The organism is Photobacterium sp. R1, from assembly GCF_054600795.1.
This window is the reverse complement of the sequence record NZ_BAAHZP010000020.1, coordinates 1-20,219: the sequence shown is the minus strand read 5'-3', so window position 1 is coordinate 20,219 and position 20,219 is coordinate 1. Positions and strand designations below refer to the sequence as shown.

Here is a 20,219-nt window from a genome sequence, read left to right as displayed (position 1 = left end):
TTAACATGGACAAAGGATTACAAGTCGTATGAGCCTGAACTTCCTGGATTTTGAACAACCGATTGCCGAACTAGAAGCCAAAATTGAAGCATTGCGCGATGTGTCACACCGTGACAAATCGGCCTCGGTGGATCTGGACAAAGAAATTTCTCAGCTTGAGCAAAAAAGCCTGGAACTGACCAAGAAAATTTTTGGTGATCTGGGTGCATGGCAAGTTGCCCAACTGGCCCGTCACCCGCAGCGCCCTTACACGCTGGATTATGTCGAGCATATTTTTACTGAGTTCGACCCGCTGGCAGGTGACCGTGCTTTTGCGGACGATAAAGCGCTGGTTGGTGGTATTGCTCGTCTGGATGGCCGCCCGGTGATGGTAATCGGTCATCAGAAAGGCCGTGAAACCCGCGAAAAAGTACTGCGTAACTTTGGGATGCCAAAGCCAGAAGGTTACCGTAAAGCCCTGCGCCTGATGCGTATGGCCGAGCGTTTCCGTATGCCAATCATTACCTTCATTGATACTGCGGGTGCGTACCCGGGTGTTGGTGCTGAAGAACGCGGCCAGTCTGAAGCCATCGCGATGAACCTGAAAGTTATGGCGGGCCTGACGGTTCCTGTGATTTGTAATGTGGTCGGTGAAGGCGGTTCCGGTGGCGCGCTGGCCATTGGCGTGGGTGACTGTGTCAACATGCTGCAGTACTCAACTTATTCTGTTATTTCTCCGGAAGGCTGTGCATCCATTCTGTGGCGTGATTCTGACAAAGCCCCTCAGGCAGCTGAAGCGATGGGTATGACAGCAGAGCGTCTGAAAGAACTGGGTCTGATCGATAACATTATTGGTGAGCCACTGGGTGGTGCACACCGCGATGTTACGGCGATGGCTGCCAGCATCAAGCAGCAGTTGCTGAAGACGCTGGACGAACTGGAAGCAATGGACGAAGAGAGCCTGCTGGAGCGTCGTTATCAGCGTCTGCTGGGCTACGGTTACTGCTGATTATCGATTCAATTGAATACCAGGAAAACGGGTCGCCAAGTGCGGCCCGTTTTGTTTTCGGGCTTCTCTGCATGTCGCGCGGTTACCATCTCGGGTTACCCTGCGATAAGATAAGAGTGTTGAATTATCCATCCTGTACAGTCCCACGGAATCCCATGCTGTTGAATCAATTTGCCGACACATTACGACGTTTATGTCCTGAACCTGCGCCACTCGTCCTGGCGTTCAGCGGCGGCCTTGACTCCCGGGTGCTGTTGCATCTGTTAAGCCGGTTTGTCCGTGATTTTCCTGAATATCCGGTGACAGCGGTGCATGTCCATCATGGCCTCAGTCCGAATGCAGACCACTGGATGGCACAGTGTGAGGCATGGGCGAAGCAGGATGGTATTCCTTTTCAGGCTGAAAGCGTGAGCGTACAGACCGGGAGCCGGATCAGTCTTGAACAGGCGGCCAGAGATGCCCGCTATCAGGCGCTGGCTCAATACATGGCGCAGGGGACGTATTTACTGACGGCCCAGCATGCTGACGATCAACTGGAAACCATTTTACTGGCGCTGAAGCGTGGCAGCGGGCCGGCCGGGCTAGCTGCAATGCCGGTACGTAAGGCGTTTGCCGGGGGGATTCATTTGCGGCCATTGCTGGATACCAGTCGGGCGACGCTGGAAGCGTATGCGCGGGCGAACAATCTGTGCTGGGTCGAGGATGAAAGTAATCAAGACACCCGTTTTGACCGTAATTTCCTGCGTCAGGATATTCTCCCACTGCTGACTTCGCGCTGGCCGGGACTGCGGCAGTCAGCGACCCGCAGTGCGGCGCTGTGCGGAGAGCAGCAGGCGCTGCTGGAAGGACTGCTGGCGGATAAGCTCAGCCAGCACCGTTTACCGGACGGCAGTCTGAATCTGGCGGGATTGCAGGATGAGGTTCAGGGGAGGGCTCTGATCCGTCTGTGGTTGCAGCAGCAAGGGTTGCCGTTGCCGACAAAGGCACAACTGGTGCAGGTCTGGCAAAGTGTCTGTCTTGCCCGTGAAGACGCGAATCCTTGTGTATCCCTGAATGGTTATGATCTCCGCCGTTACCAGCAGCAGCTGTGTGCGATTCGGCCGCTGCCGGATATCAGCCAGTGGCGAGCGGACATGGTGCTGAATCAGTCCTGTCTGTTGCCGTCGTCCTTGGGAAGCCTGACACTTTCCGCGGATGGTCCGGAAACCGGGCAGCAATCGGGTGAGGCCATGCGGTTACCCAAACCGGATGAACACATTTGGGTGGGGTTTGATCCCGGCGGTCTGAGCGCGCACCCTGTCGACCGGGCTGGTCGCCGCAAACTGAAAAAACTGTTTCAGGAGTATGGCGTTCCGAGCTGGCGGCGGCGACAGACCCCATTGCTGTTCTACGGTGAGCAGCTGGCAGCTGTGGCTGGTTTGTTCGTGGTGAAAGGGTTTGAAGGCGATGCATGCCGGTTGGTCTGGAAGTGTGATCCCCTACACTGACATCGGGGGCAGGAATGTAGATAGTCAGTCAGTGTTTAAATGTCGATAAAACTAGAAAAATGAGGATCCTATGAAAAAAGCACTGACGCTGACACTCATCGCGACGTTCTTTTCCCTGCCGGCAATGGCAGCGGGTGATGCCGAGGCCGGAAAAGCCAAAGCTGCAATTTGTGCCGCTTGTCATGGCGCGAATGGTATCGCGGTGATTCCCGGCTATCCGAATCTGAAAGGCCAGAATGCACAGTATATTGTCAATGCACTGAAAGCGTATAAGAACAAAGATCGTAACGGCGGGAATGCCATGGTGATGCAGCCCCAGGCGGCAATGCTGAGCGACACGGATATGGAGAATGTCGCTGCATATTTCTCCCAGATGAAATAAGCCGTACGGATATCCGCCTGAGGGCGGATATTTTTTTATCTGTCGATATATTGTATGAACATTTCTCTGCCTGATTAATATTTATCCAGTTGGTTACGCTGGCATTGATAATGACCTTGATTAAATATATTGTACTAGTCCGCTGATACATTGAGGTTGTGAATCATGGCAGGAACGCGAGAACATTTTGGCTCACGGATGGGCTTTATTCTGGCTGCGGCAGGTGCTGCGGTTGGACTAGGGAATATCTGGGGGTTTCCGACCCAGGCTGCCAGCAATGGTGGTGGCGCTTTCCTGCTGGTCTATTTGCTGATGATCCTGGTGGTTGCCTTCCCGATGCTGATTGTGGAAATGGCCATTGGTCGCCACGGGCAGGCAAACCCGGTCGACAGTATGCGCCATCTGAGTGATAACCCGGTAGCGAAACGCACCGGTGCATTGGTCGGCTGGATTGGCCTGATGGTGCCTTGTCTGGTACTGGCGTTCTACAGCATCGTGGCCGGCTGGCTGGTGACGTTCATGATGGCTGCAGTGACGGATATTTTTGGTCTGACGGATCTGACGGCCTGGTTAAAAGGCTTTTCGGTTTCTCGTAACCTGTTCGGTGCGGCAATCTTTTATCTGCTGACCATTCTGATCGTACAGAGCGGGGTCAAAGAGGGGATCGAGAAGTGGTCGACCCGACTGATGCCGGCGCTGTTTGTGCTCTTCTTGCTGCTGTTTGCTTATATCATGACCCAAGACGGCGCGATGGAAGGTCTGAAGCATTATCTGATCCCGGATTTCAGTAAAGTACTGGAACCCAAGTTGTTGCTTGCCGCGATGGGACAGGGCTTTTTCTCCCTGACCATTGGTGGCTGCTCAATGCTGATTTACGGCTCTTACCTGAGCAAGAAAGAAAGCCTGCCGAAAATGGCGCTGAGTGTGACGCTGGTTGATACTGCGGTGGCATTTATCGCCGGTCTGGTGGTGCTGCCTGCCATGTTTGTAGCCATGCAAAAAGGTGTGGCCATCTATGCAGATGACGGCTCACTGCTGAGCTCAGATACCCTGGTCTTTACTGTGTTGCCAATGCTGTTTGACAGCCTGGGCTTTGCCGGTCAGCTGATTGCGCTGGTGTTCTTTGTGCTGATGACCATTGCGGCCCTGACCTCATCGATTTCTATGCTGGAATGTCCGGTTGCGTTGGTGAGTGAGCGCTTCGACACCGGCCGTAAATCGACCAGTTGGGTGCTGGGTGGTGTAATCGCGATCTTCAGTGCAGTAATTATTTTTAACTTCGGTGAGCTGTTTGGCCTGGTCGCAACGGTCGCCACACAATACTTCCAGCCGTTTGCGGCACTGTTGTTCACATTGTTTGGCGGTTGGGTATGGTCACGGCACAGTAAGCTGAAAGAACTGAGTGCCGGTAATCCGGAACTGGAGCAGTCACTGTTCTGGAAAATCTGGCCGCTGTATGTGAAGTTTGTCTGTCCGGTGCTGGTGGCAACGGTGCTGGTCTCTTCCTTCAGTTAAGCGATACATCGTCATGAATCATCAAAAAAACGGAAAGCGGGTGCTTTCCGTTTTTTATGCCCGATAAGCCTTAGCGGAATTGCTTGGCTTCCGGCAGATAATCGAAACCGGCCGCTGCCAGTCTGGCGACCAGTACAGCCTGGTCAATTTCATAGAATCGCGTTAATGCTTCTAAATCCCCGAATTCATCACGAATCTTCATATTCACAATGCTCATCAGCATCACTGGATCCATGGTTTCAAATTTTTTCAAATCCATCAGTTGTCCTCGTGGTCACTGATCAGCAGGTTGGCCGCAGCAAAGGCTGCTTGCTCTCGAACCTGGACTGGCAATTCCGGATTGGCGGCGATGTCATTTAAAGCACGAACGGCACAGGCGATTGCAGCGGGGATATAGCCCTGATCTCCGCTGCCGATTTGGCTGTAACTTTGACGAACAAGCTCGCAACAGTCGGCGACTTTCATGGTGTCTCCTGATTGACGACAAAAGAAAAAGAGTTTTGAGCTTACCGCGAACGATAGGGGAGATCGAGAGGCTATTTCGAGCGTTTGTGCTGATACAGGGCTTTGTCTGCACGTTCCAGCAGGCTGGTCGGAGAGTCACCCTGGTGATACTGGCTGGCACCAATGGAGGTACCGATCTCCAGACTGCGAAGTGTATGGTCGCGTGTCATCCGGGTCATCACCCGCTGAATGACTTTATGGGCAGACTGCTCCGAAGCGGGTTGCAGCAGCAGAACAAACTCATCTCCCCCCATCCGGTAACAGCGATCGGAAGTACGAACGGAATGTTTCAGAATAGAAGCAAAACGGCGAATCACATTATCACCATCGAGATGACCGTATTTGTCATTCACTTGCTTGAAGTTATCCAGATCAAACAACAGCAAAACCAGACCCACCTGACGGCGTTCACTCATGGCAATGGCATGGAGGATGTCCTGATCCAGACAACTGCGGTTTCGCAGGCCGGACAAATGATCCCGCATCGCCATTTCTTTGACCCGGCGATATTCCATTGCGCTGAACAGCGGACCGGCCAGCAGTCTGTGATAGGTGTGAAGCAAATTGACTTCATCCTGATCCAGCGCATAAGGCGTATCATACTGGAGCTCTCCCAGCGGCTGATCCGCATAGCGAAGGATAAAGCACTGGCGGTTGTCGGTTGAGGGACCATGGCGAACGAGGGTGGTCGTGGTGTCCTGACGCCAGAGCATCCGGCTGACGTCAATTTGCTTTTCCACTTCCATGGCAAAGACTTCCAGCAAGACTGACAATTCTGGTTTCCCCTGCAATTTTTGCAGGATCAGCAAGCGCTGATCAGCCCCCAGTGGTTTGGCTCGGGTTGGTGAAGAATCAGCCAGCGATTTTTGCCAGATAATCGGATCCATGGTTAATGTTGTTGATTAGTAAGGGTTTTAATATAGGAGATTTTAGAACCAGATCAATAGAAAATGGAACAAAATGAAAATCTCTCATTGTTTTTATTCTAAAAACGAACGTAGCTCACCTTCCCGTTCCTGCGCATCCACATAGCCCAAATGAATCAGCGCGTGAATATAATTCGGCTCAAAAAGGATGTAACTGGTCAGTGCGGAATCGTCTTTTGGACTGATCCCTAACAGCCTCATCAGGCTTCTCGCCGCCAGTGGCATATGATGATAGAACGCCTGAGCCAGCGGTTCAAAAGACTGGCTGGGGAACAGGTGCAGGGTTTCGACTGCCTTGGTGGCCATGTTTTTGCGTTCCTCCTCAGGCAGTTTGTGGAGCAGAAGATTGGTATTTTCCAAATGCTCCAGTTCGGCGGCCATGGTATCGCTGAAGATGGTGTCCATCAGGTGGCCGGTCAGCATGCCTAAACCGGGAGCCTGAGTGGGATCTCTGGGTTTGAGCCGCTGGTTGATCAAATCAATGATCAGGATTTTATCTGCCCCCATTTTCATCGACGGGCGCAGCGGTGTCAGCTGATGGATCGAGCCGTCACCATAATAAGCCTGACCAATCCGGCTGGCCGGAAAGACAAAAGGGATCGCCGATGATGCCAGCAGGTGCTCAGTCGTGATCAGTGACCGGCGTCCTTTCGATGTCGAATGCGTCCAGGGCTCGATACTTTGCTGGCCCTGAAAAAAGCTGATTGTTTTTCCGCTTTTGTAACTGGACGTCGTCACGGAAATACCGTGAAGGTTACCCGCCAGGATCTGTTGCTCCAGGCGGGCATAATTGTTTGCCTGATTCAGCAGCTGACGCAAAGGCCGGTTATCCAGCAGCCCAAACGGCGGTCTGGGATGATAAGGCGCCTGCAGTCGGGCAAGCAGCTGGTGGAATAAGTGTTGTGTTATCCCGACAGTGCTGGAGCGGAATACACGACGGCTGTGGAGTCTTGCCCATATCCATTCGAGCTTTTTGACACCCAGGCGAAAACAGGACGCATAGCAGGCGATTGCTGTCGCATTGATCGCTCCTGCTGATGTGCCGCAATAAATGTCAAATGGGCTGTGGTGGTTCCTCGGATACCATTCGGAAATCGCTTTCAGCACACCTACCTGATAGGCAGCCCGGGCACCGCCGCCGGAAAGCAGGAGACTGATTTTTGGCTTTTCCTTGCCCATACTTGCACTTCCACTCCAATGGTAAAAACAGAAATCGCAGACTTTGGTGGCGTCTAGTCTGATGATAAGACTCAGTTTATGCCTATCTTAGACTGAATTTCTGTGGCACAGATACGAAAAAGCCTCCCGAAGGAGGCTTGAAAGAATTGTTTCGGCAATTATGCCAGCTTTTGCTTAATGAAATCCGCAATGCTGTCTGCTGCAACAGGTTCTTTGTTACCGGTAAGGCGGTCTTTGTATTCCACCTCACCGTTTTTCAGGCTGCGGTCACCAATCACCACGGTGTGCGGGACACCGATCAGTTCCATATCCGCGAACATGACACCCGGACGTTCTTTACGATCGTCGAACAGGACTTCAATACCGGCAGCCGTCAGATCGGCGTACAGCTTCTCTGCTGCCTGCTGAACTTCTTCAGACTTATGCATGTTCATTGGTACAATCGCAACCTGGAACGGTGCAATAGCGTCTGGCCAGATGATGCCGTTTTCATCGTTGTTCTGCTCGATAGCTGCTGCGACAACACGCGTACAGCCGATACCGTAGCATCCCATTTCCATCACGGCTTGTTTGCCGTTGGCATCCAGAACTGTTGCACCCATTGAGGCAGAATAGTTGGTGCCCAGCTGGAAGATGTGGCCGACTTCAATACCACGCTTGAGCATGATGGTACCTTGACCACATGGGCTTGGGTCGCCTTCAATCACATTACGCAGATCTTCGACACGGCCCAGTTCGACGTCACGGCCCCAGTTGATCCCAAAGTAGTGCTTGTCATCTACGTTCGCACCGGCACCGAAATCGCTCATCACTGCAACGCTGCGATCAACGATGAACGGAATGCTCAGGCCGACAGGGCCCAGAGAGCCAGGACCTGCGTTTACAACCGCACGGATTTCTTCTTCGCTCGCGAATTCCAGTGGCTTGGCCACACAGTCCAGGTTCTCAGCTTTGACTTCGTTCAGCTCGTGGTCGCCGCGGACGATCAGGGCGATCAGCTCAGCATCAGCTTCCTCAGAAGCTTTCACAAATAATGTCTTCACTGTTTTTTCGATTGGCAGGCCAAATTGTTCGACCAGCTCAGCGATGGTTTTCGCGTTTGGCGTCTCAACCAGCTTCATCTCTTCCGTTGGCTCAGCACGCTCAGTGGTTGGTGCCAGCGCTTCGGCTTTCTCGATGTTCGCTGCGTATTCTGACTCGGTCGAGAAGGCAATCAGGTCTTCACCGCTTTCCGCCAGAACGTGGAATTCGTGCGAGCCGCTGCCACCGATTGAACCGGTGTCTGCCAGTACTGCGCGGAAGTCCAGACCCATACGGCTGAAGACATTGCTGTACGCCTGGTACATGTCCTGGTAGGTTTCCTGCAGACTCTCTTTATCCAGATGGAAAGAGTAAGCATCTTTCATGATGAACTCACGGGAGCGCATGACACCAAAGCGCGGACGAACTTCATCACGGAATTTGGTCTGAATCTGATACAGGTTCAGCGGCAGCTGTTTGTAAGATTTGACCTCGTTGCGCACCATATCAGTGATGACTTCTTCATGGGTCGGGCCCAGTACAAACGGTCGGTCGTGACGGTCAGCGATACGCAGCAGCTCAGGACCAAATTTGTCCCAGCGGCCTGTTTCCTGCCACAGTTCAGATGGCTGAACGACAGGCATCAGCGTTTCGACTGCACCGGCTTTGTTCATTTCTTCCCGAACAATATTTTCGACCTTACGCAGAACGCGCAGACCAGTAGGCAGCCAGGTGTACAAACCTGAGGCCAGCTTACGGATCATACCTGCACGCAGCATCAGCTGGTGGCTGATCACTTCTGCGTCGTTTGGAGTCTCCTTCAAAGTAGAAAGAAGATATTTACTGGTACGCATTGATGGTATCCGTTGGTAATTATGAGGATTGATTTGGAAGCAGTATATTAGCAGCGTATCGGCCTTTCGCCAAAGGGAACCCGACGCTTATTGGCTTTCCGGTGACGTCAGTCACCGGAAAATAGGGTAAGTATGGTGTGATTATTCGGGCGATGCCAAATCTTCGACCCGGACTTGATTTCCTTCAAACCGGAACTGAACGTTGTAGCTGAACAGCAGGACGCCATACAGTCTGTCGTCTTGTTTGCCTTTTTTGTATGCCGGACGGGGATCCTGTGCTAGCACTTCTTCAATTACGGCCCGGTGATATGCCGCATCGTTGCCGCTGAGCTTTGACAAGGCTGCCGCGGAGAACTCAACGGGCAGCAAAGCGGGCGTTTCCGCAGCAAAACCGCCGAGAGCATCAGGCAGGCTGTCTGAATATGGAATATAAGGTTTGATATCAATCACGGGCGTACCATCGACTAAATCGACGCCGGTCAGATCCAGTAAAACCTGCCCGTTTTCCTGACGGACTCCCAACAGCTGAATGGCGGACATCCCAATCCCGTTCGGACGAAAAGTCGACCGGCTCGCAAATACGCCAATGCGTTCGTTTCCGCCCAGCCGGGGAGGTCTCACCGTCGGCCGCCATCCTGCCGACAGGTTCTGATCAAACAAAAACAATAACCACAGGTGACTGAACTGTTCTATACCCCGGACTGATTCAGGACTGTTTGCATCGCCACACAGGGCCAATGTCGCTCTGGCACTGGGAACCAGTCCGGGCTGGCGCGGAACGGCAAATTTTTCTTTGTAGGGAGAATGAATGATGCCAACGGGCTGTAGCTGGAATGTCTCTGTCATGGTGTTTTCAGGCTGAGTAAAAGATCCCGCAGACCATAACATAAGAGCCTGCCGCAAAGCCCGAAGAAAAAATGCTTGTTGAGAACGAATATCAAATGTTATGTTATAATGTAACATTTGATTGAGGGGGCTTTATGAAACCAGACATTCATCCTGAATACCGGAAAGTGGTATTTCACGACACCAGCGTGGATCAGTATTTCGTGATTGGATCCACCCTGAAAACAGACAAGACGATCCGGTGGAAAGATGGGAAAGAGTACCCGTACTTTTTACTGGACATCTCTTCTGAATCACATCCGTTTTACACCGGGAAGCAGCGTATTATTCAATCGGAAGGCCGGATGGCGAACTATCAGCGTCGCTTTGCGGCATTCAGCAAATAAGGAAAACTCATGCAGGTATTAAGTTCATTAAAGAGTGCCAAGCAACGTCATCGGGATTGTCAGGTGGTGAAACGCCGAGGCCGGATCTATGTGATTTGTAAATCGAATCCGCGCCTGAAAGCGGTGCAGGGAAAGGTGAAAAAGAAAAAGTAATTGATACAAAGTAAGCGATAAAAAGAAAGCCCCTGGAAGGGGCTTTCTGATGTTGAAAGGGAATATAGTGTCAGGTGGATTACCAGCCTTTCACCACACCGCCTTTGAAGATTTTCATGGCTGCATCGTTCACCGCATCTGACTGGTATGCTTTCACGAACGTTTTCACGTTTTCTGCATTCACGTTGTTTTCACGCGCCACAATCAGGTTTACATATGGTGACTCTTTATCTTCCACGAAGATGCCGTCATGCTCCGGCGTCAGATCAATTGTGCTGGCATAGGTGTTATTGATAATCGCCAGTTTGACGTCGTCCAGAGAACGCGGCAGCTGAGGCGCTTCCAGTTCCACAATTTCCAGATTCTTCGGATTCTCAACAATATCCAGTACGGTTGCGGTCAGGCCAGCACCTTCTTTCAGTTTGATCAGACCTTGTTGTTGCAGCAGCAGCAGGGAACGGCCGAGGTTTGTCGGATCGTTTGGCACGGCAATCTGGTCACCGTCCTGCAGCTCATCAATTGATGCGATTTTGCTTGAATAGGCTGCGATTGGGTAAACAAAGGTGTTACCGGCAACGGCGAACTTGTAACCGCGGTCTTTGACCTGCTGATCCAGATAAGGTTTATGCTGGAATGCATTCACATCAATGGAACCTTCTTCCAGTGCTGCGTTTGGCGATACGTAGTCAGTGAAAGTGATCAGCTCAACATCCAGACCATATTTGTCTTTGGCTTCTTTAGCGGCAACTTCAGCAACCTGTGCTTCAGAACCGGCCATCACACCGACTTTGATTTTGCTGTTGTCTACTGCGGCTTCTTTTTCTCCGCAGCCCGTCAGAGCCAGAGCTGAAGCAAGTCCCGCCACTGCGAAGAAGTGTTTAATATTCAGTGCCATTGTACATCTCCTATGTTCAGGGTATCCCTGTACTTTGTTGTCGTTGTATTTCACTAACTTATCGGTATCGCCTGAATATGATGTCCGGCGAATGTGAGTTTTCTGTCTTGTTCTCGTTAACTTATCTGTGGTCGACGCGGCGGACCAGATGGTCACCTGCAGACTGAATCAACTGGACCAGAATCACCAGCATGACCACGGTAATCATCATGACGGTGCCGTCAAAGCGCTGATAACCGTAACGGATACCGACATCGCCCAGACCGCCGCCGCCGACGGTACCGGCCATGGCCGAATAACTCACCAGCGTGACCAGCGTAATGGTGACTGCGTTGATAATGCCCGGCAGGGCTTCCGGCAGCAGCACCTTGCGGATAATCTGGGTCGGGGTGGCGCCCATGGCTTGCGCAGCTTCAACCAGCCCGCTCGGTACCTCCAGCAGCGCGCCTTCAACCAGGCGGGCAATGAAAGGAATTGCGCCGACGGTCAACGGGACGATTGCCGCAGCGGTGCCGATTGAGCTGCCCACCACAAAGCGGGTAAAGGGGATAATAGCAACCAGCAGGATAATAAACGGGATCGAGCGGCCAATATTGACGACCGTGCCCAAGGCTTTGTTCAGGCCTGGATTTGCCATCAGACCTTTGGGTTTGGTCAGATGCAGGGCAACACCCAGCGGAATACCAATCGCGAAGCCAATCACACCGGAGGCAAACACCATCATCAGGGTTTCACCCAGAGCTTCCGTTAAAAGACCGACCAGACGTTCGTTGGTTTGCCACCAGGCGGCGATAGAATCAAGCAACATAACCCAGCACCTCTACATTAACTTTATGTTCGCGAAGGAAAGCGATGGCTTGTTGTGTCGCTTCCTCTGTTCCGAAAAATTCTGCCAGCATCAAGCCAAACTTCACGCCGCCGGCGTAGTCCATGTCGGCACTCAGAATGTTGGCATCAATACCAAACTGGCGTGACACCTGGCTGAGCAGGGGGGCATCCACGGAGGCGCCGGTAAATTCAAGGCGAATCAGCGGATAGTTGCTTTCCGTGCGGGTGCTCTCCAGTCGTGCTTGATAGTCTTCCGGAATGGAAAGATCCAGGGTTGCGCGAATGAACTCACGTGCCAGTTCTGTTTTCGGATGAGCGAAAATATCGCCGACCGGGCCTTTTTCAACCAATTCGCCCTGACCAATAATGGCCACTTCAGAGCAGATGCTTTTCACCACATCCATTTCATGGGTGATCAGCAAAATGGTCAGGTTCAGTTTGCTGTTGATTTCTTTCAGCAGTTCCAGAATTGATTGGGTGGTGGCCGGGTCCAATGCGCTGGTGGCTTCATCACACAGCAGGACTTTCGGGTCTGAAGCCAGTGCCCGCGCAATCGCCACACGCTGTTTCTGACCGCCGCTCAGATTCGACGGATAAGCATGGTGTTTGTCGGCCAGGCCAACCAGTTGCAGCAGTTCGGAGACTTTTCGTTGGATTTCGGTTTTATCTGTGCCGGACAGCTCCAGTGGCAGAGCCACGTTGTCAAAAACAGTCCGCGAAGACAATAGATTGAAATGCTGGAAAATCATGCCGATTTTACGGCGGGCCAGCGTCAGTTCCTGGCTGGAGAGTTGTGTCAGGTCGACTCCGTCGACAATCACATGGCCGGAAGTTGGCTTTTCCAGCAAATTGACGCAACGGATCAGAGTACTTTTACCGGCACCGGACGCACCGATCACGCCGAAAATGGTTCCTTCCCCGATACTGAGATTGATATCGCGCAGGGCGTGGATGTCTTTATCCCCGACCTTGAAGACTTTATTGACCCTGTTGATTTCTATCATTCTGTGTCCTGCTACTACTTTTGACGTGCCAGAAAATGTGTATCCAGCATAGCGTTGCGGTCATTACTTCGCCTGTTTTAGTGATTTTGTATGCTGAATTGGCGCATGACCTTGTTATTTGTTTGTGTTCGCGGATTTTTTCCGTGCCTTCTGTTGCCTGATGCTAGGGTGTCTAGATGGCTAAGTCAATAGATATTTTTACGTCTAGACGTCCAAATGAGGTTTTTCAGACGTTGAGCTGAAATCTGTTCGCGAAACCGGTTTGTGTCCTGATGCGGATTAAGAGATGAATCCGGCTGGCAGCCATGCCATAATTTAGTCAATTTTGGTTTCGAGATTTAGGTGGTCGCTTGGCTAAGCCTGCTGTGTTTATCGATCGTGATGGCGTGATTAATGTTGATCATGGTTATGTTCATACCGTGGATGACTTTGAATATATTGAAGGTGTGTTTGACGCCTGTAAGCAGCTCAAAGAAATGGGATATCTTCTGGTACTGGTGACCAATCAGGCTGGTATTGCCAAAGGGATGTACACGGAAGATGAATTTCTGAGTCTGACAGAGTGGATGGACTGGAACTTTGTCGATAATGGTGTGGAGTTTGACGGAATTTATTATTGCCCGCATCATCCGAGTGAGGGGCAGGGTGATTACCTGCAGGACTGTAATTGCCGCAAACCGAAACCGGGAATGTTTATCTCTGCCCGCGATTTTCTGAAGATTGATATGGCGCGTTCAGTCATGATCGGTGATAAAACCGATGACATGAAAGCGGCTGAAGCGGCAGAGGTCGGCACGAAGATTCTGGTCCGTACCGGTAAGCCGGTGACTGAAGCCGGAGAAGCGCTGGCCACTGTGGTGCTGGATAGTGTTGCTGATGTGCCGAAATGGCTGGCGTCTGTGAAATAAACAAGTTCGTGATGCATTTTTCTGAGCAGGCCAACGGCCTGCTTTTTTTATGTCTCGGAATCGGCGGCAATCGAACCAGTGAAATAGCTTCAGAGTATTTGAACAGAACCATTCAGTCTGAGCTTTCATGTTTTGTATTGTCGGTTCTACTGAACCGACGTTATTCATCTGTCTCAACCTGAATGATCCGGGGAGGTGCTGATTTTGATTGTTGATTCATAACATTAATGAGATTAAGTTGAACATTCCGTTTGGTGAAAGAGGCGATTGGATTGCTCTCGTCTGACGGATAGCAAATTTGGACTGGTGCTATACTGCGATTGAAAGGAATTGTGGCAATGACAGGGAGTCATGGAAGCGGATGTTGTCGTATTTTTTGCGCCGCTTGGCGTTAGTGGTCCCTACTTTTATCGGGATAACTGTACTGATCTTTACGCTGACCCGGTTTGTGCCGGGCGGACCCGTCGAGCGGATGCTGGCGAATATTCAGGCCCAGCAAGGGATGTCATCGTCACCGTCCATGGCCGGGGAGAGTAATGCGCTTTCTGAAGAGCAACTGGCAGAACTGAATGCTTTCTACGGGCTGGATAAACCGGTTTTTGAAGCCTACAGTGAGTGGCTGACAAAACTGGTGCAACTGGACTTCGGTTTATCAACCCGTTACTACGAACCGGTCTGGGACATGATTATGGAACGCCTGCCGATTTCTTTGTTTTACGGCGGAGTAACGTTCTTCCTCAGTTACTTTATCTCCATCCCATTGGGTTACTACAAAGCGCTGAAACACGGTAGTCATTTTGACTCGGCATCTTCGATTCTTATCTTTATCGGTTACGCGCTTCCGGGGTATGTGATTGGTGTCCTGTTGATCACGTTTTTCAGTTATCAGCTGGAATGGTTCCCCATGGGCGGTTTTGTCAGTGACGAATTTGAGGACTACGAAAGCGTCTGGCTGCAAATCAAAGATATTTTCTGGCATGCGTGTTTACCTTTAATTTGTTACCTCATTGGTGATTTTGCCACCCTCACGATGACTATGAAAAATAATATGATGGAGACGTTATCGGCTGACTATATCCGGACAGCCATCGCAAAAGGGCTGCCATTTTCTCAGGCGGTCCGTCGGCATGCGTTGCGAAACAGTCTGATCCCCATTGCCAGTCATTTCGGGAACTCGCTGCTCTTTTTCATGACCGGATCGTTTCTGATCGAAGTTATTTTTAATATCGATGGCGTTGGCTTATTAGGATATGAATCAATTATGGAACGGGACTATCCGGTTGTGATGGGGATCGTTGCGATCAATGCCGTTTTATTAATGCTGGGCAATATTATTTCGGATATTTGTGTTGCGCTGGTGGATCCTCGTGTGAGATTCGGAGCCTGATATGTTGTCGCTGAGCCCATTAACCCAGAAAAAAATCAAACGATTTAAAGAGATCCGGCGTGGCTACTGGTCTTTGGTGATCCTCTCGACTTTGTTGGTGCTTTCATTATTTGCTGAGTTTCTGATTAACAGCAAGGCCTTGGTTGTGAAGTATCAGGGGGCCTATTTTTTCCCTGTCATGAGTGATGTGCTGCCCGGGACAATCTTTGGTGAAGACTATCAGAGCGAAGCCCAGTACCGGGACTTAAAGCAACGATTTACAGAAGCAGGACAAGGCGACTACGTCATCATGCCGCTGGTGCCCTGGAATCCGCTGGAGCAGGATTTCAGTGGCGATTTTCCTCCGACGGCACCGGATGCAGAATCTCGGCATTATCTGGGAACTGATACCATCGGGCGGGATATTCTGGCCCGGCTTGTATACGGCTTTCGCATTACCATGGGGTTTGCCTTGCTGACGATGGCGATTTCCTACGCTATCGGAACCATGGTCGGCTGTGCGATGGGGTTTTGGGGCGGCAAGTTTGATTTGCTGGTGCAACGCTTTATCGAAGTCTGGTCGATGGTACCTTTCCTTTACGTCATCATGATTCTGGTGTCGATTACCCAGCCGTCTTTTACCTTATTCGTTGCTATCAATGTGCTGTTTGGCTGGATGGGAATGACCTGGTATATGCGAACAATGACTTACAAGGAAGTTGCCAGAGATTACGTGATGGCAGCCAGGGCGATAGGCGCATCGAACTGGCGCATCCTTTATGCGCATATTTTGCCGAATGTGATGGTGATGATTGTGACACTGGCGCCTTTTACTATTGCGGCCAATATTACGGCTCTGACGGCGTTGGATTATCTCGGTCTGGGCCTGATGCCGCCGACACCGAGCTGGGGAGATTTATTGCAGCAGGGAAAATCGAACCTGGATGCACCCTGGATAGTGACGACGGTCGTCACGGCTATAGTGGCTGTCCTGGTGATGGTGACGTTCATCGGTGAAAGTGTCAGGGCTGCTTTCGATCCTAAGAAATTTACCCGTTATAGTTAACAGAGTAGCCATACAACAAGGACGTATGATGAAAAAGACGCTGAGCATATCCGCATTTCTCGCCATGACTCTGGGCTGCCCGTTGCTGACCGCTGCTGAGTTACCTGCGGGGCTGAAATGGCAATCGAATCTGCATGAACCGCTGTTTGCTTCTCCGCAAGCAAAGTTTGGCGGGACATTTCATACCTACATCGAGAGTTTCCCGCAAACGTTCCGTACGGTCGGTCCGGATTCCAACGGACGATTCAGGTCATGGCTGCTAGACAGTCGCCCGGCTGCGGTCACCCGTCACCCCAATACCTATGCGTGGATCCCGGATATTGCCTCCGAATGGGCGTATGGCGATGATGATAAGACCGTGTATTTCCGGATCAATCCCAATGCGAAATGGTCCGATGGGAAACCGATTACTGCCGACGACTTTACCTTTGTGCTGACCTTCATGCGTTCCAAAGATATTGTTGCCCCCTGGTACAATACCTTTTACAACCAGCAGATAGAGGACGTGATTAAGTACGATGACCTGACATTTGCCGTGGTGTCGGCTGAAAAGCGTAATGCTGAAGAACTGATGCTTTATGCCAATCTGAGACCTATCCCGGCACATTTCTATCAGCCCAAAACCGATAAAAATAACGACGGCATTCAGGACAATTTTGTCCGCTATTACAACTTCAAGCCGGAGCCGTCTGCCGGACCTTATTACGTTGATGAGATCAAAAAAGGAAAATCTATTTCCTTCAAACATGTCGGGAAAGACTGGTGGGGGTATACCAATCCTTATTACCAGCATCGCTATAATGTGGAAAAAATCCGTATCAAAGTTATTCGCGACAAAGACATTGCCCGTCAGCATTTTGAAAAAGGGGATCTGGATTCTTTCTGGCTGGACACGCCGGAGCTCTGGCGAGAGAAAGCGCAAACACCGAACTTTGAAAATGGCTATATTCACAAGTTCTGGGGATACAACCAGACCCCAATGGGAGCCGGAGGACTTTGGATCAACACGGCCAAGCCGCTGCTGGATAACCTAGACGTCCGTCAGGGGATTGCGCTGGCCAGTGACTTTGACGGCCTGATTGACAAAGTGCTGCGCGGTGATGTGATCCGGAAACCGAATCCTATGGGGGTCGGACATGGTGATTACACCAATACCGATATCAAGGCGCCGCCGTTTAATCCCGAGCTTGCAATCCAGCATTTTGAAAAAGCGGGATTCAGCCAGATTGGCCCGGATGGGATTCGGGTGAATCAGCAAGGACAGCGGCTGTCTTTTGCGATCACTTACAGTTATGGCTACCTCACTCCTCAGATTGCTTACCTGAAAGAACAGGCAAAACTGGCCGGTCTGGAGTTTACCCTGAATTTGGTCGATGGCTCATCTGCGTTCAAGTATGTCCTTGAGAAGAAGCATGAATTGTCATTCCATAATATGGGAACCAGCGAAATTCCCCAGTACTGGGAGTATTTTTATTCAGCCAATGCCAATAAACCGCAAAACAACAACTTCACCAACTACAGCACGCCGGAGCTTGACCGGCTGATCTTGGCGTACCGCTCTGAGTTTGATCTGGAGAAGAAGAAAGCTGAAGCCAGGCAGATTCAGTCGATTATTGCTGATGCCAGCGTGATTGTTCCGGGTTACATGCGTCCTTATGCCCGGGAGGCTTACTGGCGCTGGTTGCAGATCCCCAAACCTGCCATGACCAAATTAACCGAATTTCTTTTTCCGTCCGGCACTTTCCAGGATTTTGGTACCTTCTGGATTGATGAATCGCGTAAAAAGGAAACCAAAGCGGCCATGAAATCAGGCCGGCATTTTGAGCCGGTGACCATAGTTGAAGAGGAATACAAGCTCTGAGCGGAGTGGCGTGTTGTATGGCGAATGAAGAACTGATTCTGCAAGTCCGGGATCTGGAGACGGAATTCAGTACCGATGACGGTATTGTGAAAGTGCTGCACGGTGTCTCGTTTGATGTCAAAAAGGGCCGTACCCTGGGTTTGGTCGGGGAATCGGGTTCAGGAAAGAGTGTGACGGCGATGTCAATTATGGGGCTGCTTCCGCAGCCCTATGGGCGGGTGACCCGGGGAAAGGTACTTTACCGGAATACAGACTTACTCCGGCTGTCGGCCAGAGAAATGTACGCGATGCGGGGGGATCGCATTTCGATGATTTTTCAGGATCCCATGACCGCGCTCAATCCGGTCCATACCATTGGAAAGCAGTTGAACGAAGTGCTGGAACTGCACCGGCCGGAGCTGAAGAAAAAGGAACGCAGCCTTTACTCGCTGGAAATGCTGAAAAAGGTACGTATCCCGATGGCCGAAAAGCGGCTCTATGAGTATCCGCATCATTTGTCCGGAGGGATGCGGCAAAGGGTGATGATTGCAATGGCGCTGGCCTGTCAGCCGGATATTCTGATCTGTGATGAGCCAACCACTGCGCTGGATGTCACCATTCAGGCTGAAATCCTGAGACTGATGAAAGCACTTCAGGAAGAAACGGGCATGGCCATGATCTTCATTACCCATGATTTAGGTGTCGTCGCTGAGATTTGCGACGATGTTGCCGTTATGTATGGGGGCAAAGTGCTGGAAACCGCCGACGTTTTTGAGTTGTTTGATCATCCGCAGCATCCATATACCAAGCGTTTGTTGGGATTGATGCCTGATTTAAACAGACCCGGCAAGCAGATGATCCCGTTTGAACCGATAGACCCGACATTGTTTCCGGAGTTCAGGAAGTCATGACAGACCGTCATTGTTGCCAACATCAGGTGCAGTTCAATGGATGAAATTCTTCGTATCGATAACCTCAAACAGCATTTTATCTCTGGGAAGGGGATTTTTAAGAAGGGCTATACCATCAAAGCGGTTGATGGTGTGTCTTTCTCATTAGCCAGAGGGGAAACGCTCGGGCTGGTGGGGGAGTCTGGCTGCGGCAAGAGCACTTTAGGCCGAAGCATTCTCAAACTGTTTGAGCCAACAGACGGCCGTATCATCTTTGAAGGGCAAGATATTACGGATTTCTCACCGCGTCAGATGCGGCCATTACGAAAAGACATGCAAATCGTTTTTCAGGACCCGCTGGAATCCCTGAATCAGCGACACACCATCGGCATGATTCTTGAGGAGCCTTTCATCATCCATCAGATTGGTCGTGCGGCTGAGCGTAAAAAGTGGGTCCTGGAGTTACTACAGAAAGTGGACTTACCGGCTTCGGCTGTCAATCGCTATCCGCATGAGTTCTCCGGCGGCCAGCGTCAGCGGATTGGGATTGCCCGGGCCATCGCATTAAAACCCAAACTACTTATCTGTGATGAATCTGTTTCTGCGTTGGATGTTTCAGTGCAGGCACAAATCCTGAATTTGCTGCTGTCCTTGCAACAGGAAATGGATCTTTCCGTGATTTTCATCTCGCATGATTTATCCGTGGTGAAACATGTATCCGATCGGGTCGCGGTGATGTATTACGGAAAGATTGTCGAGATTGGCTCGGCAGAACAGATCTATTCATCACCTCAGGCGGAATATACCAAGACATTATTATCTGCGATTCCGATTACGCATCCCCGGCAGCGACAGGACATCATCCAATCAACCCCGAAAATAGCCTTGAAATCGGTCTCAAAATAATCAAATCGAACTTGTTTATCTCTTTTTGTTTAAATGTTGACCTTTTGAAAATAAAATTCAAAAAAACTATTGCGCTCTCTGAGGAGGTCTCTATAATGCGCCTCCGTTGTCACGATAAACCAAACGGTTCAACGGGATAGCAAAGTTCTTTAACAATTTGACCATGCAATCTGTGTGGGCACTCGACAATGATACAGTCAAAAGATTTTATCAGTGAACTGAGTGACCAATCGAAAGTTCTTTAAGAACTTCGGCACAGTCAATTTATCAGTAATC

Annotated in this window: 21 protein-coding genes; 12 read left to right on the top strand and 9 right to left on the bottom strand. The window is 50.8% G+C overall.

What is annotated here, in order from left to right; genetic code table 11:
* The first annotated feature begins 28 nt into the window (after positions 1–28).
* The 4 genes from accA to ACYP03_RS22030 all read left to right on the top strand — a co-directional run bounded on the left by accA (position 29) and on the right by ACYP03_RS22030 (position 4,372).
* A complete protein-coding gene (accA, locus tag ACYP03_RS22045) occupies positions 29–988 on the top strand; it encodes an acetyl-CoA carboxylase carboxyl transferase subunit alpha (protein ID WP_248144158.1) in 960 nt (319 codons plus the stop codon).
* A 155-nt stretch (positions 989–1,143) separates the two neighbouring features.
* Positions 1,144–2,475 (top strand): tRNA lysidine(34) synthetase TilS, encoded by a 1,332-nt coding sequence (gene tilS / locus ACYP03_RS22040; RefSeq protein ID WP_459782118.1) that lies wholly within the window; start codon positions 1,144–1,146, stop codon positions 2,473–2,475.
* 70 nt (positions 2,476–2,545) lie between these two features.
* Complete coding sequence (locus ACYP03_RS22035; RefSeq protein ID WP_248144162.1) at positions 2,546–2,857, top strand: c-type cytochrome; 312 nt, start codon at positions 2,546–2,548, stop codon at positions 2,855–2,857.
* Between the two features lie 165 nt (positions 2,858–3,022).
* Positions 3,023–4,372 (top strand): sodium-dependent transporter, encoded by a 1,350-nt coding sequence (locus ACYP03_RS22030; RefSeq protein WP_248144164.1) that lies wholly within the window; start codon positions 3,023–3,025, stop codon positions 4,370–4,372.
* A 70-nt stretch (positions 4,373–4,442) separates the two neighbouring features.
* On the opposite strand, the gene ACYP03_RS22025 is transcribed toward ACYP03_RS22030, so the two are convergent.
* The 6 genes from ACYP03_RS22025 to tsaA all read right to left on the bottom strand — a co-directional run bounded on the left by ACYP03_RS22025 (position 4,443) and on the right by tsaA (position 9,701).
* The gene (locus tag ACYP03_RS22025; protein ID WP_248144166.1) at positions 4,443–4,631 is read right to left on the bottom strand and encodes a DUF4250 domain-containing protein; all 189 of its coding nucleotides are present in this window, start codon (positions 4,629–4,631) and stop codon (positions 4,443–4,445) included.
* Entirely contained in the window at positions 4,631–4,837 is a 207-nt protein-coding gene (locus ACYP03_RS22020; RefSeq protein WP_248144168.1) for a YaeP family protein, read from the bottom strand. The genes ACYP03_RS22025 and ACYP03_RS22020 overlap by 1 nt, the downstream gene beginning before the upstream one ends.
* Before the next feature lie 71 nt (positions 4,838–4,908).
* Positions 4,909–5,763 carry a GGDEF domain-containing protein gene (locus tag ACYP03_RS22015; protein WP_459782115.1) on the bottom strand — a complete coding sequence of 285 codons (855 nt, stop codon included), beginning with the start codon at positions 5,761–5,763 and terminating at the stop codon, positions 4,909–4,911.
* 93 nt (positions 5,764–5,856) lie between these two features.
* Positions 5,857–6,981 carry a patatin-like phospholipase family protein gene (locus ACYP03_RS22010; RefSeq protein ID WP_248144172.1) on the bottom strand — a complete coding sequence of 375 codons (1,125 nt, stop codon included), beginning with the start codon at positions 6,979–6,981 and terminating at the stop codon, positions 5,857–5,859.
* A 158-nt stretch (positions 6,982–7,139) separates the two neighbouring features.
* Entirely contained in the window at positions 7,140–8,855 is a 1,716-nt protein-coding gene (locus tag ACYP03_RS22005) for a proline--tRNA ligase (protein WP_459782114.1), read from the bottom strand.
* Between the two features lie 141 nt (positions 8,856–8,996).
* A complete protein-coding gene (gene tsaA / locus ACYP03_RS22000) occupies positions 8,997–9,701 on the bottom strand; it encodes a tRNA (N6-threonylcarbamoyladenosine(37)-N6)-methyltransferase TrmO (protein WP_459782113.1) in 705 nt (234 codons plus the stop codon).
* 134 nt (positions 9,702–9,835) lie between these two features.
* Between tsaA and ACYP03_RS21995 the strand changes: the two genes are divergently transcribed.
* Together ACYP03_RS21995 and ykgO are read left to right on the top strand one after the other, a co-directional pair.
* Positions 9,836–10,087, top strand: a complete 252-nt coding sequence (locus ACYP03_RS21995) for a type B 50S ribosomal protein L31 (RefSeq protein ID WP_459782112.1) — start codon at positions 9,836–9,838, stop codon at positions 10,085–10,087.
* 9 nt (positions 10,088–10,096) lie between these two features.
* Positions 10,097–10,240, top strand: coding sequence for a type B 50S ribosomal protein L36 (ykgO, locus tag ACYP03_RS21990; protein WP_036755872.1), 144 nt, complete (start codon positions 10,097–10,099; stop codon positions 10,238–10,240).
* A gap of 79 nt (positions 10,241–10,319) precedes the next feature.
* Here ykgO and ACYP03_RS21985 read toward each other — a convergent pair whose 3' ends face one another.
* From ACYP03_RS21985 to metN, 3 genes are all read right to left on the bottom strand, one after another.
* On the bottom strand, positions 10,320–11,135 hold the full coding sequence (locus ACYP03_RS21985; RefSeq protein WP_248144181.1) for a MetQ/NlpA family lipoprotein: 816 nt from the start codon (positions 11,133–11,135) through the stop codon (positions 10,320–10,322).
* A 121-nt stretch (positions 11,136–11,256) separates the two neighbouring features.
* On the bottom strand, positions 11,257–11,943 hold the full coding sequence (locus ACYP03_RS21980; protein ID WP_248144183.1) for a methionine ABC transporter permease: 687 nt from the start codon (positions 11,941–11,943) through the stop codon (positions 11,257–11,259).
* Positions 11,933–12,967, bottom strand: coding sequence for a methionine ABC transporter ATP-binding protein MetN (gene metN, locus ACYP03_RS21975; protein ID WP_459782111.1), 1,035 nt, complete (start codon positions 12,965–12,967; stop codon positions 11,933–11,935). Before metN ends, ACYP03_RS21980 begins: the two co-directional genes overlap by 11 nt.
* 350 nt (positions 12,968–13,317) lie before the next feature.
* On the opposite strand from metN, the gene gmhB reads away from it, so the two are divergent.
* The 6 genes from gmhB (at position 13,318) to ACYP03_RS21945 (ending at position 19,943) form a co-directional block, all read left to right on the top strand.
* The gene (gene gmhB / locus ACYP03_RS21970; protein WP_330961759.1) at positions 13,318–13,875 is read left to right on the top strand and encodes a D-glycero-beta-D-manno-heptose 1,7-bisphosphate 7-phosphatase; all 558 of its coding nucleotides are present in this window, start codon (positions 13,318–13,320) and stop codon (positions 13,873–13,875) included.
* A 361-nt stretch (positions 13,876–14,236) separates the two neighbouring features.
* Positions 14,237–15,262, top strand: coding sequence for an ABC transporter permease subunit (locus tag ACYP03_RS21965; protein WP_248144188.1), 1,026 nt, complete (start codon positions 14,237–14,239; stop codon positions 15,260–15,262).
* A 1-nt stretch (position 15,263) separates the two neighbouring features.
* Entirely contained in the window at positions 15,264–16,307 is a 1,044-nt protein-coding gene (locus tag ACYP03_RS21960; protein ID WP_459782110.1) for an ABC transporter permease, read from the top strand.
* Between the two features lie 28 nt (positions 16,308–16,335).
* A complete protein-coding gene (locus ACYP03_RS21955; protein WP_459782109.1) occupies positions 16,336–18,168 on the top strand; it encodes an extracellular solute-binding protein in 1,833 nt (610 codons plus the stop codon).
* Positions 18,169–18,185: 17 nt separating this feature from the next.
* Positions 18,186–19,058: an ABC transporter ATP-binding protein gene (locus tag ACYP03_RS21950; protein WP_330961757.1), complete on the top strand. Its 873-nt coding sequence runs from the start codon at positions 18,186–18,188 to the stop codon at positions 19,056–19,058.
* Between the two features lie 36 nt (positions 19,059–19,094).
* Positions 19,095–19,943, top strand: coding sequence for an ABC transporter ATP-binding protein (locus ACYP03_RS21945; RefSeq protein WP_459782108.1), 849 nt, complete (start codon positions 19,095–19,097; stop codon positions 19,941–19,943).
* The last annotated feature ends 276 nt before the right edge of the window (positions 19,944–20,219 follow it).